The organism is Paenibacillus sp. FSL R5-0887 (assembly GCF_038002305.1).
Classification (GTDB): domain Bacteria; phylum Bacillota; class Bacilli; order Paenibacillales; family Paenibacillaceae; genus Paenibacillus_AQ; species Paenibacillus_AQ odorifer.
The window spans coordinates 1,764,997-1,777,766 of the sequence record NZ_JBBOCE010000001.1 but is presented as its reverse complement, the minus strand read 5'-3'; the positions used below and the strand labels follow the sequence as shown (position 1 = coordinate 1,777,766).

Below are 12,770 nucleotides of genomic sequence, written 5' to 3'. Positions count from 1 at the left end.
CTTCAAAAGTTCTCTGGGGCATTCCAAAGTAAGCAGCCCTGTCATTTGAGTAATGGTTCTGTCGTTGTATCGGTAGCATCAGTGGCGTCTCCGGGAAACTATTTTCGTTTGCCGCGCGGGCGACGTTTTATGGTTCCTTTTTTCTTGTCCTTTAGTAGTAGATAAGCTGTGTAACATTGTATTGCTGCTGTTAGGAGTTGTACCATGTAGAAGAGTCATCACAGGGATAACCTGAACTGCTCTTTTATTGCTCAAAAAATTTTGTTTTATCTGTAATCAACTCTACGAGTAAGCGTCATAATAAAACCTTGCTGACCATGATGTTAGCAGGGTTTTTGTTCATACATTAAATTTCTTCCCTCACGGAGGCAATGGATCCTATGATTCATCCACCAATGATTCCGGAGCGAAGCCAATTAGCGATGGTTATCCGATATCTACAGTTAATTTTAACGGCGATGATTCTCCCAATACGATCTTCAAGCCACTTTTAAGATAGCGATATTCTGGATTCTATTCCCTAGATTGAAATCTTCAATTGCATTTGTAGTACCTCTTCTGATTGAAAATTGGGCTATATTTCCTGCACACATAAACGCCCACAAAATGCTTACAAATAATAGAAGGAAGACAATGAAATCCGTAATCGTTTTCTCAGACAACCCTTTATTTTAACGGAATTAGGTACTATTCAGACCATTATAAAAAGGGAAAACTGTAAACCGGACTCGGTTCACGAGTGGGAAAGTAACCAATATATGACGCTTTACTAGAACCTTTAAACCCTTAACGCCTTTGGTGTTGAGTTTTTTTTGTGTGTGGGGGTAAGGATAGGAGATATTGTAGAGGTTTATGGACGCCCCCGTAATGCCCCCCAAAAATGTAGTGATCATTCGAGGATACTTCTCATATGAGCTTCAAATTTCTCCATACTGCTTTCATTTATTTTCTTTGAAATATGTGTGTATGTGCGCTGTGATTTTTATGCTACCATGACCTAAACGTGTTATTCCAAAGCTTGAAAGGGGTAATAAGCTGGCTAAACGATTTTATGAATTGGACTATAAGAATGCTCTCCAACTTGGGGCAAGCCATTTTCGCGACAGGTGAAACTTCTTAGCCTCTTATAAGGAGAATGCTATGACTCAGTCAAATGATTGAGTTTTTGAATTGCGAGCTCGGCAACTTTTGATAAATTTCACTCGTATGTTTCGTTATCGATAATCAATTCAAAGGCGAATCCAAAGCATGCGTTACCTTTGAATTCGTTCTTGACTAAAATGTAAAAAAGCCAGAAGGCTTAACACCATCTAGCTTAGCTGCATAGCGAAAAGTGGATTATTAGGATGAGGGCAAAGAATATGGTTTTTGAGGGAATTGTGCTGCAGACCATAGTCCGACAGTTGGAAAGTAAACGTTCGATCATATACGAAGTATCAGAAAGAAATGCGGGGAATAATGGTGGTATGGATAGAGCTGACGCATCGTTCACACACATCGTGCTACTAAGTTCTAGCATATTAGCCTGCATAAAACACGACACATATCTAATTGATTTAGAAGGCGGGACATTTGATTGGATCGAGAATGTGGATGAGTTCAACGTGTTAGGGAAGGCGCCGTCATGACACAGGTACAAGATAAGACTTACATTTGCACTCGAGAGAAGACAGAGGGGACACGCTTAATATTATGAAAGTGAAGTTGTGTATTTCTGAAGGGCAGTCGATACAATGACTACTGATTTGCAGCTGAATTTAGTAGCAATAAATTATTATACTTCGCTGCATGCTTTTGCTCATCGAGAATAATGCCATATAAAGTATCCTTATAAACGCCATACGGAAGACCGAACCATATCTTTCGATACTTTTCAACCGCTGACAATTCACCTTGAAAGGCTTTTTGCAAACCATTGTTATACGAATTAACTTGTTCAGGGACTTCGTCGCTAACTCCTGTCACTTCATGTCCTGTCAATTCTCTGTACATTTGTCGAAACATAAGATTATGCCCACGTTCATCATTCCGAATAGAAGTAATAACTTCAGCTTGTTCTTTATTCGGAGCAAGTTGAATGAGTTGGTCATAAAAAAGTTCGTCATTTCGTTCACCTTGGACTGAAGTCCTCATTAATTCAAGAGCCTCTTGAGTTGAAGTTGCCCAAATGGGGACAAATTGAGATCTGAACCAATAAGGATACACCATATACATTAGAAAAACCTCCAATAATTTATAAGTATTCTATCAACAATCATATGCTCGCTAACTGATTGTATGAGTATGATCTCACTTCTTACTTTTTCTTAATTAGACCAAAGTCAAAAAAGTGGACGGTAAGAAATAGATTTTCTAGTAAATTGCTCAGCAAAACGAGCAGGTGAAAGATACCTTATCGACGTTTGCGCACAATTGGTTTTCCTTATAATTTTCCAGTCGCCATCCTATGATTTCACGTGTTCACAGATTCATTACGCTAGCCAGATACAACCGACATCCCCGGCAAGGAATATATATAATGACAATGACCCAAACCCTGTTGGGTTTGAGAATCTTAAATTGTTGGTTTAAAGTGTTTGTAGCGATGGGATTATTATGCTTTTACGGGCTCCTCCGGTTGTGGAATCAACAAAGTCAACGGGCTATGTGGGAGCTGCAGCTCAGGGAAGATGAACGTGGATTTAATCTAGCTTTTAGTGATATCAGCAGCTTAGTGACTAAGTGCCGCTTTAGTAACTGTAATCTAACTGTAATCTTAAACTGATAAAACTTTAACGCCTTTGCCATTGAGGGTTTACTTTGTTTTTGTATAGGCAGCCTGCTGGCCTTTTGAGTATCATTTATGATATACCTATAAAACGCCTACAAACAGTTTGTTAATCGAGGATATTATACAGGCTAATAATTTCGATGTGTAAGAAGTTGTTCATTTATCATAAATAATGGGATATCATTGGAGATAGAAGAATTAAATGCAGAGACGGAGGAGTGAATTTGGATATAGTTTGGTCAAACTTAATATTAACTTTGATAATTTTCGGGATATTAGTGGTTTTGATTTTTAAAGGTATTAGTTTATTAGTAAGAAGTTATAAATCAAAAAAATAACTCTATAGACGATTATACATAGTCATGGTCAGTCATTGGTTATATTCCCGCATCGCTCTGACTATAAAAGGATTTATCAAAGAGTATTGACACAAGACCTGAGTTTCAGATCATTAAGGATGGCGATTTACAGAACCCCCCCCCGCGGTTGGCTGTGAGTCGCTATTTAATTTTTTTCTGAAAATGTGTTAAGTAAAGTGTTTTGTGGAATTTGTTTTACTTAATTGATGTGTCGTCTACCTTGCTCTTGCTCAGTCCAATTAACCTTATGAAACCGAGAAGAACTAAGATCTCATGGGTCACTTTATGGAATCTGGTGGCATTAATTAAGATAGTAGGTGCCCGAATCGTCCGGGAACAATTTGAATTTCGAGCACAACTCCATAGCTGTTAATAAGAACGAGTCGATTGTTTGAAATTTTTCAATCCGTAGCAATAAAATTGAGAAAAGGTTTGAAGAATAAGAGAACACGTCCACTCATGTGGGTAATAACTAATATAGTAATAAGGAGGTGCGTAATGAAAAAAATATTATTAACTACAGTTACTAGTATTCTTCTGTCTTCCTCAATTCTCGGTGCATGTAGTAACAATAAAACAACAGACGAGGCAAAACCTACAGCGTCAAGTGCAGCGACAATGCCAGTTGTTGAAGCTACAAGCACTCCTGAACCTTCTGCTACTCCTTCTATGGAGGCGCAGGAGTCCGCCAGTCCGGAGGCCACTGATCCTCTAACATCCGATCGGCCAAAGACCAAAGCATTTGGTGAACAGGAGGGAGGGGTCTCAGGGCAAGAAGGTACACTTGGGAAAGGTGATGGATATTCCCTGTATGTTTTTCAGGGTTTCACACTAGACTCACAGTCTGGTCGTTTATCATTAACTGAGGATCCAACCTATTATGCCGAAATTAAACACTTACCTGCCGATTACGATCTCACAGCTTTGAAGCAGCAGGGACAAACCGAGCTTTCTGCAATTGGCAAAGCAAACGACCATAGCGGGGAACTAATTGAACATCCTCTAGGTTTTGCAGAATTATATCTGCAGGCAACCGGTGATAAAGGGATAGAAGATTATATGGTCTGGAAGAATCAGGCGGGGGAAGCTTTTCTTTTTCGGATACACAATCCTAAGGGGGATTCGTCGAATAAGTTTGCACCTTGGGTGATGGTTTCACTGGCAACACTTGAACTTGAAAGGAATTAAGTGTGATCAGAGCCGTAGGAGTTGTGCGGAGTAGAAGGGGTGTGCCATAACCATAATCAAAAAATGGTTGTTGGCTCACTTCTTCTTCTTTTTTGGTACCTTACTTCATTCGAACGCCAATTTCCGTTTGCTGAGGTTGCAAATTTCGCGTATCAGCCCGCTATAGGACCCAACAGACCTTATATGAAGCTTTATCTCACATTTGGGATACTAAAGGACTCCATAGTCGCTATTGGCATTAAAAACGCTCAATATGAGCCTCATCCTTAGGAATAACGTCACTGGAGTCCGAAACCATGCTTCAAAGGCTCAAAATTAGCAAATAGCGTCATCTGGGTCCGAAAGTCATGGCACGTAGTAGAGGGATTTAATGTTAAAATATCTTATATATAGATAACTAATTCTTTCCTGGGAAGGAGTAAGTTCATGCAAATTTTTATTTACATAGGATTGGGCTTTTTTATAATTGCAGGTATATGTGTTGGAGCCTTCACGACAGGTACACAACAAAGAGGTAACTTTTATTCGGAATCTAAGCAAGACCGTAAAGCTAAAAACAAAGTAGCGAATTGGTCCGCTTTAGGTGGTCTTATTTCATTAGCTGTAGCTGGGATTCTTTATTTGTTGTAAATGAACGCACAACATAAGGAGGAGTGTTGCAGATGGTGAAGATTTTTAATGAAAATACGGTCTCTTTTACACAAAAACAGTCCCCGATCCCAGAGTTTGCTTGGCATACGAGTGAAAGGTTAGCTGAAATGGTGGGCTCCAAGCATTTAGTTTTTGATATCAGATCTTTAGATCCTGATAAATATTCTTTTCCTTATCATTTTCATAGAAATGCTGAAGAAATATTTGTGATTTTAACGGGAAAAGCGATGTTAAGAACACCCGAGGGTTTTACGGAGGTTACTGAAGGGGATGTAATATTTTTTGAAATGGGACCGGAAGGGGCGCACCAGCTTTATAATCATTCCGATGCACCATGCAGGTATCTGGATCTCCGAACGAATCAGGGAATAGATGTTTGCGAATATCCAGACTCAGGCAAAATCAACATTTTGCCCTATCAAGAAATCTATCAAGCAGATGAACAGGCGGATTATTGTAAGGGAGAAGAGCATGTAAGGGGAAAATGGAATGGGGGAGCGTAATTGAGTAAAGATCGTTGGTTTACAGTAACGGAAATTGATCCGACCACCTATGCAATCAGTGAATATGGACATTGGGAAAAGGTGCATTCTTTTTTACTCTTGGGGCAAAAACAAGCCGCGTTAATTGATACGGGATTAGGTATTGATAATATAAAAAGAATAACGGATCAGTTAACGGATTTACCTATCGCTGTCATAACTACGCATGTGCATGCAGATCATATTGGCAGTCATGGGCAATTCGAGACAATCTATGTTCATAAAGCGGATGAGGATTGGCTGATTAACGGAATAAAAGGCTTGTCCCTTGCCCAGATTCGAAAAGATATGAGCCGGGACATCACCCTTCCTGTTCCTGAAACCTTTGATCCTAACACCTACATACCTTTTCAAGGGAAGCCAACAGCTCTTTTACAAGAAGGGGATGTGCTCGACATAGGCGGGCGTAAAATAGAAATATACCATACACCAGGTCATTCGCCAGGTCATATCAGCCTTTTTGATCATGCCAACGGATATCTGTTTACAGGTGATTTATTGTATGACGTTACGCCAATCTATGCCTTTTACCCTTCGACTAGTCCGGTTGATTTAGTGGCATCCTTAGAAAAGATTACGGAAATTCCAGGAGTTACCCAAGTATTCGGTTCTCATAATACACTGGGTTTAGATCCATCTATTTTACAAGAGGTCAAAAAGGCGGTTCGTGAGTTACGTGAGCAAAAGGTAGTAGCACATGGTACGGGCATTCACCAGTTTGATGGGTTTAGTGTGCAATTTTAGATTTTTCTATGTCGAAAACAAATGAGGGTATGGCGATATGGTGTCTACATCAAAGGCTTTTGCTAGATCAATGGATTCTTATTTAAACTACATTAAAATGCCTTGGGGGAGATTGTTTTATCATTCCGCTTGGCAGCAAATTGACAATCACTGCAGCTCTGAAGAGGTTCAATCTATTTTAGATATCGGCTGTGGTTTTGGGATAACCAGTCGTGAATTCGCAAAAAAAGGTTATACAGTTACAGGGATAGATCCGACTCCAGAGATGATAGTCATTGCGCAAGAGTCTGCATGTAAATACGGTCTTAACATAGCCTTTAGATCGGCAACGCTACAAGATGCAGATGTATTAGCGGAGGGATATGACTGGATTTTTTGCCATAATGTGCTTGAATATCTCGATGATCCAAAACAATTGTTAATGGACATTAGTAAAAAACAAAATGCAAACGGAATGCTTTCTCTTATAACTCATAATCCAGTGGCAAAAGTGATGAAAAAAGCCATTATGAATAAAGATCCTATGGGAGCTATTGACAGTATTGGGAACACACGGGAATATAGCGGCATTATTCAAACAGACATTACCATCTATACAAAAGATCAATTAGTGGAATGGCTCGCGGAGTGTGGTTATGAGATTAGCAGTATATACGGAATACATAATATCTACGGATATATTGTGGATAATGAAATAAAAATGGATGAGCAATGGCATGAAGAAATGGTGGAGCTAGAGCTTAAGTTAAGCAGTTTATCTCCATACAAGGACGTTGCTATTTTCACACATCTTATTGCGCAAAAAGCAACTTAATTATTCAGATACGATTGACCTGAACAGTGCATGTAATTGTTGTACTTGGGAGTAAGCTTCCTTGTACTGGTTGTCGGATTGTTGAATAGGCAATAAACCCGGCAAGAAGGAGATACAATACACAGGCGTTTCTTTGCTGTTCATATATATTTTAAGCGTAAGCTCTTCTATCACATTAGCTTCTTCATCGGTGTCCTTAAGGACATTAATATCTGCACTTGTTGCAGTAGTTTTGCTGTTTTGATGTCTTTTGGATACTTTTGAAAGGGTAAGTGCGTTAACCACAATCTCGGATCCCATTACATTATCAAATGAGTATAGCTTTGCTACTGCTTTTTTGTTACTCTTCGGATTTTTGGTGCCAATTGCTAATTTTTTATTAGGCTCGTTAAGTGCGATCAAGTGAGATTGATTGGGGGGAATGAATGTTTTGGTGAAGCTGATGTTAAAAGATGAGGTCGCATTAACTAGCTTAGAAATTTCAGATGAAGCAGATAGCGTTTTCAATTTTATAATGGCGGCACTTATAATTAAAACAACTCCTAAAATAGCAAATAAGTACATCAGGATAATCAGCATATAATCACACCTCCTAGTTATCTCATTAGACTCAAATTGTTGCTTATTGAAAGATATGCCTGAATGATCTCCACTAGTATCTTTTAAAAGGGAAATTCGTGGAATTATAGGATCGACTTCACGATTAACCCAAAAAAAGCACCCAGAGAAACCTTCCGATTCTGCAAATGATGCAAAATTGGGGGTTGCTGCAAGAGTGCTTTTTAAGGTGATTATGTAAACCTATAGAAAATTGAAGGCAGTGATATGATCGGTATAAACAATCAGCTGTTTGTATTCGATCGGAGTCCCATAACTAGCATAAGGTCTTACAGCAACGTCATTGAGGACAACAAAGTTATAGCTGAAATTTTTATCAGGGTGTTCTGCTCCCAAATAAGATATGTATTCGTCTACAATTACATCATCCATCAAAGATTTTAAATCAAATACATCCTCTTTGTTGGAGACGGTTGGAGAGACGATTCCCTGAATGCTGCCAAAAGAGGTGAGCAAATTCACTTTTTTTCCACTAGCTTGTTCATCATTTAAAAGTAAACCGGACAGCTTACCCAGTGCATCGACTTTAAAATCGACGAGGGTTCTAATTTTTGAATTATTCAAACTAAACACATCCTTTTCAATTTGCAATCCTGTTAACAATATTCGACATATAATCACCAAACTCCTAGTATGCTAATGAAAAAATACTTACTTATGTAATGACCCCCATTTTTTAATGTGATTTGGGGGTTGCCGAGCCTCCATTCGAATTTAATTTCTTATCGTTACTCGTGTGCCTATAGGGACAATAGCAGCGAGTGCTAACACATCCTCGTTGTACATCCGGATGCAGCCGTGGGACACCTCTTTCCCAATGGAGGAAGGGTCATTGTTTCCATGAATTCCGTAGTGTGGTTTAGACAGTCCCATCCAAAAGACACCGAAGGGACCCCCTGGGTCGGGTTGTTTGTTAATAATAGTGAATTCACCCACTGGGGATTGGGTTAACATCTTACCGATGCCGACAGGGAAACCTCTAATCACAATATCATTGTCCAGAAGATATAACATTCGTTGGGTCAGATCTACAATAATTCGGTAGTTGGGCATTATACGCAACACTCCTTTCTAATTAGGATATGAGCAGAACGCCTAAAGGGTTATTCATAGAAAATGGACATTTTAACCATTGGGAACAAATGTTCGTAAGTGGTTGGAAAAGCAAAAAAACGTAGAAAAAAGGCTGTTCCGCATATGCGGACCAGCCTTTTATGTTAGAAGTGCATACTTAGTGGATATCTCGAAACAATCCGATGACTCTTCCGAGAATAGTTACGCGATTAAGGCGAAGCGGCTCATAAGCTGGATTCTCCGGCTGAAGCCGTATATGATCACGTTCCTTGTAAAAGGTCTTAACGGTTGCTTCATCTTCTTCGGTCATGGCTACAACGATATCTCCGTTGTCCGCTGTTTGTTGTTGGCGAACAATCACATAGTCACCATTCATAATGCCTGCGTCCACCATACTATCACCCATGACAGACAGCATAAATACTTTGTTGTCACCTACATAGTGAGTAGGAAGTGGGAAGTAGTCTTCGATATTCTCTGTAGCAGTGATAGGTACCCCGGCGGTAACTTTACCTACGACAGGAATCCGTGAGATGGTCTGCGCGAATTGGTGAACATTCTCTGAATCCTCTTGGCCTAGTAATTCTATTGCACGTGGCTTCGTTGGATCTCGACGAATAAGTCCCTTCTTCTCAAGCCGGTCCAAATGACCGTGAACTGTGGAGCTGGAAGCAAGGCCAACAGCTTCTCCAATTTCCCGGACGGAAGGTGGATAACCCTTGCTGCGGACTTCGCTTCGTATAAATTCCAGGATCGCCAGCTGGCGACTTGAAATCTTTGACATTGGAATCAACCCCATATAGTAATGTTTGGGAAAATTATAACATAGAACTACCGTTCGCACAAACATAAGTTCTAACTATTATAAATATTAATCTGCTAGAGTTAAAAAATGGTAGACAAATGATAATAAAATGAACCGCTTGAGTCTCTCGAAAAAAAGAGAACAATTGTTCTGAAATAGTATTGAACAAAACACATGTTCGTGTTATTATAAATTCGAAAGTAAGAACAAGTGTTTGGAGGATGATGATTATGCTAAAATACAGTACATACCGCAGCATCTACGATAAGGCCCCAGTGGTTGAATCTATAGGACATAATGACGTTGCCCGTAATTCAGCTAAGGTGAAAGAGATAACGGAACGTTTGCTTGGAGGGATGATTTCGTTGTTCCGTCAAGATTTCTTTATTAAGTTAATATTGATTTTCGTGCTAGTATTATCTGGCCTAACAGTAGTGGGAAATGTATTTGCAGGATCGACGACTATAATGAAGGAAGAGAAGCGGATTGTGGTTGAACGTGGAGATACACTATGGAGTATTGCCCTTAAGAATAAACCAGCTGATATGAAGACAGTTGTTTATATAGAAGGAATTAAACGTTCAAGTGGGATTAAGAGTAGTCAAATTAACGCTGGAGACATACTTACTTTACCTATTTATTAATTTTCTGAGAACATAATAGAATGACCAGTAGAGCTTGCAGGGAGTAGACCTTGACAAGCTCTTTTTCTCATGGCAGAGTTAGAATTAATTTATAGGGGGAGGGAAAGTATTGAATATTGATGAGTTGGTCGCGCGAATTAACGAATTGGCACGCAAACAGAAGAGCGTAGGCCTTAATCAAGAGGAAGTGGCGGAACGCGCCAAGCTTCGTGAAATTTACCTGGGGAATATCCGCAATAACTTCCGAGCACAATTAAATACTATTGAAGTGGTAGATAACGATGAGCATGAACAAGGTAACAAGGGGCTTAAACATTAGCTCGCTGTTTCTTTTCATAGATATTTCAGGATGACTAGGGGGAACGCACATGGCCCGTTCTTGGGAAAGAATGGTTCAACGCAACACACAGCAAATCAACAAGCAAAGAAAGAAGCAAGGCAAGGATACGATTTATGCCTCTAAATCTCCTACCCAGAATGCCGAAGTCTTTAAAGGTCGCAACATTGCATTTCCGGTAGTGTTAGTGATACTTGGCACTATGTTTTGGGTAGTTGGTTCTATTGATCAGGCCAAAGGTAATGGCATGCTGGCTAATTGGCTGGGAGTAGTACTGTACTATTTGCTGGCAGCGCTATTGTTCTTCCGTCGTCCGTACTTGAAGGTGGAAAAAGCAAGACTGTCCACTATTAAATTCAATCGCGAACGCGGACTTCCAGCTGCAGATATTGAGAAAATCACCCTTTCGCGTGGAGCTGTAGTCATTAAGCATAAAGGGAAACGTACGAAATGGATTTTCACAAAACTTATGAATCGCTATGATACTAATGCGATGAGTACACGATTAGAAGCATTTGCTAAAGCTCACAACATTGAAGTAGTTCACGAATAGAACTAGACCAGTTAAAGGGAGAGGGAGACCTGTAATGCCAATTTCTGCTGTACTATTTGACCTTGATGATACATTGCTGTGGGATGATCGGAGCGTCGAAGAAGCATTTCGTTCTGCTTGTGAAGCCGCCGGGGATACGATCGATCCACAAGAACTAGAAGTTGCAGTTCGTAAGGAAGCAAGTAGCTTATATGAATCTTATGAGACGTTCCCATTTACAAAGATGATCGGAATTAATCCATATGAAGCACTCTGGGCTAACTTTACGGCAGGTGAACAGCCAGAATTCCGTCAATTGGAGCAGCTTGCACCGGTATATCGTAAAGAGTCTTGGCGTCGCGGACTTGCAGCGTTAGGGGTGGAAGACGAAGCACTAGCTGAGACCTTGGCAACTAAATTCGCAGCAGAGCGCAGAAAACGTCCATACATCTATGAAGAAACAATGCATGTACTGGAGCAGTTACGGGGTCAAGTGAAGCTTCTGCTACTTACGAACGGCTGTCCTGCACTGCAACAAGAGAAACTAGATGGTGTGCCCGAGTTAATTCCTTTCTTTGATCATATTGTGATTTCCGGAAGCTTTGGTAAAGGCAAACCGGATAAGGAAATTTTCCTGCATGCTTTAGAGCTTCTTGATGTAACGCCTGAGCAAGCGGTTATGGTCGGCGATAAGCTGACAACGGATATCCGTGGGGGGCTGGCAGCAGGGTTGACCACGGTCTGGATTAATAGAAAAGGTAGAGCACCTAGTCTTGATATTCATCCGGATCATGAAATCAATCACCTTGAGGAACTTCTTCCACTAGTTCAATCCTTGTAAGATATACAGAGCTATTAGCTCCAATATAAAGACTTTATAAAAGCAGCGAGTTTCTGAGATCCTAAGAAACTCGCTGCTTTTCTGTACATACATACTAACATAAGGATTTCATTAGATTTTTAAGTAAATGATTTAAGTCACAAGACTAATGCGGAATTGATGCAAAATACTGAAAAACCAATAATAATGTGTATAATAGATGGAGATGTATAACATGAATTGGTAGATTTTTATTATTCGATAATGATTGGGAGGGCTCCAAATGATGAGATCGAAGAAATTAGTCGCTGTATTATTAGGTGCAACACTTCTAGTACTAGGTGGATGTTCTTCAAATGGAACCAAGCATTCAGAAATACATAACATGAATATGAACATGTCTATGGAACCTATCAAAGTCGAACTACAATGGAGTCCTGAAGAAGTTGTTGTAAATCAAAAGGTAACCTTTGAAGCTGTGGTGACCCAAGATAACGAGGCAGTAGATGATGCAAAAGAGGTTCTGTTCGAAATTGTGAATAAAAATGATGAGGGACAGAAAATAGAGCTTAAGGGAAAGCTAATTGGTAAAGGAGTCTATCAAGCAGAAGGGACCCTTGAAAAGGAAGGACAATATAATGTCACTTCACATGTGACAGCCCGGACACAGCACTCTATGCCTAGCAAAGAGCTGTCTGTGAAACCATGATTCAAAGGTTCGCAAAGGTTACTGAGCAATAACAGATAAAGCAGAGTGGAAAGGAAGGCTTTTCGAAATCCCTTTATTCTGCTAAACTTACTCTAATGTTTTACTGGGGGGACTATTAGTTGGCTAAATATACACTTGAGGAAAGCTTACAACAAAGGATTTT

General features: G+C 39.9%; 15 protein-coding genes. 10 read left to right on the top strand and 5 right to left on the bottom strand.

Annotation, left to right across the window (positions count from 1 at the left end; all coding sequences use genetic code 11):
• Positions 1-1,737 precede the first annotated feature (1,737 nt).
• Positions 1,738-2,214, bottom strand: a complete 477-nt coding sequence (locus tag MKY14_RS08005; RefSeq protein ID WP_076281709.1) for a ferritin-like domain-containing protein — start codon at positions 2,212-2,214, stop codon at positions 1,738-1,740.
• Between the two features lie 1,413 nt (positions 2,215-3,627).
• On the opposite strand from MKY14_RS08005, the gene MKY14_RS08000 reads away from it, so the two are divergent.
• The 5 genes from MKY14_RS08000 (at position 3,628) to MKY14_RS07980 (ending at position 7,068) form a co-directional block, all read left to right on the top strand.
• Positions 3,628-4,317 (top strand): hypothetical protein, encoded by a 690-nt coding sequence (locus MKY14_RS08000; RefSeq protein ID WP_076128397.1) that lies wholly within the window; start codon positions 3,628-3,630, stop codon positions 4,315-4,317.
• A gap of 426 nt (positions 4,318-4,743) precedes the next feature.
• Positions 4,744-4,947: a DUF5316 domain-containing protein gene (locus MKY14_RS07995; protein ID WP_076279299.1), complete on the top strand. Its 204-nt coding sequence runs from the start codon at positions 4,744-4,746 to the stop codon at positions 4,945-4,947.
• Positions 4,948-4,982: 35 nt separating this feature from the next.
• Positions 4,983-5,471: a cupin domain-containing protein gene (locus MKY14_RS07990; RefSeq protein ID WP_179086256.1), complete on the top strand. Its 489-nt coding sequence runs from the start codon at positions 4,983-4,985 to the stop codon at positions 5,469-5,471.
• Positions 5,472-6,254: an MBL fold metallo-hydrolase gene (locus tag MKY14_RS07985; RefSeq protein ID WP_076128401.1), complete on the top strand. Its 783-nt coding sequence runs from the start codon at positions 5,472-5,474 to the stop codon at positions 6,252-6,254.
• Positions 6,255-6,291: 37 nt separating this feature from the next.
• Positions 6,292-7,068: a methyltransferase domain-containing protein gene (locus tag MKY14_RS07980; protein WP_340976215.1), complete on the top strand. Its 777-nt coding sequence runs from the start codon at positions 6,292-6,294 to the stop codon at positions 7,066-7,068.
• Here the strand turns inward: MKY14_RS07980 and MKY14_RS07975 are convergent, their stop codons facing one another.
• From MKY14_RS07975 to lexA, 4 genes are all read right to left on the bottom strand, one after another.
• Entirely contained in the window at positions 7,069-7,647 is a 579-nt protein-coding gene (locus tag MKY14_RS07975) for a hypothetical protein (protein WP_340976211.1), read from the bottom strand. It abuts the gene before it with no gap.
• Between the two features lie 222 nt (positions 7,648-7,869).
• On the bottom strand, positions 7,870-8,250 hold the full coding sequence (locus MKY14_RS07970; protein ID WP_340976208.1) for a hypothetical protein: 381 nt from the start codon (positions 8,248-8,250) through the stop codon (positions 7,870-7,872).
• A gap of 150 nt (positions 8,251-8,400) precedes the next feature.
• On the bottom strand, positions 8,401-8,739 hold the full coding sequence (locus MKY14_RS07965; protein ID WP_076128407.1) for a L,D-transpeptidase: 339 nt from the start codon (positions 8,737-8,739) through the stop codon (positions 8,401-8,403).
• Between the two features lie 178 nt (positions 8,740-8,917).
• Positions 8,918-9,544, bottom strand: a complete 627-nt coding sequence (gene lexA, locus MKY14_RS07960) for a transcriptional repressor LexA (protein ID WP_036687720.1) — start codon at positions 9,542-9,544, stop codon at positions 8,918-8,920.
• A gap of 251 nt (positions 9,545-9,795) precedes the next feature.
• Between lexA and MKY14_RS07955 the strand changes: the two genes are divergently transcribed.
• The 5 genes from MKY14_RS07955 to MKY14_RS07935 all read left to right on the top strand — a co-directional run bounded on the left by MKY14_RS07955 (position 9,796) and on the right by MKY14_RS07935 (position 12,607).
• Positions 9,796-10,209, top strand: a complete 414-nt coding sequence (locus tag MKY14_RS07955) for a LysM peptidoglycan-binding domain-containing protein (protein WP_076128409.1) — start codon at positions 9,796-9,798, stop codon at positions 10,207-10,209.
• A 109-nt stretch (positions 10,210-10,318) separates the two neighbouring features.
• Positions 10,319-10,528, top strand: coding sequence for a DUF896 domain-containing protein (locus tag MKY14_RS07950; RefSeq protein WP_036687717.1), 210 nt, complete (start codon positions 10,319-10,321; stop codon positions 10,526-10,528).
• A gap of 49 nt (positions 10,529-10,577) precedes the next feature.
• Positions 10,578-11,099: a hypothetical protein gene (locus MKY14_RS07945; RefSeq protein WP_076128411.1), complete on the top strand. Its 522-nt coding sequence runs from the start codon at positions 10,578-10,580 to the stop codon at positions 11,097-11,099.
• A gap of 34 nt (positions 11,100-11,133) precedes the next feature.
• A complete protein-coding gene (locus MKY14_RS07940) occupies positions 11,134-11,919 on the top strand; it encodes an HAD family hydrolase (RefSeq protein ID WP_036687714.1) in 786 nt (261 codons plus the stop codon).
• Between the two features lie 262 nt (positions 11,920-12,181).
• A complete protein-coding gene (locus tag MKY14_RS07935; RefSeq protein WP_038571571.1) occupies positions 12,182-12,607 on the top strand; it encodes a FixH family protein in 426 nt (141 codons plus the stop codon).
• Positions 12,608-12,770: the final 163 nt, after the last annotated feature.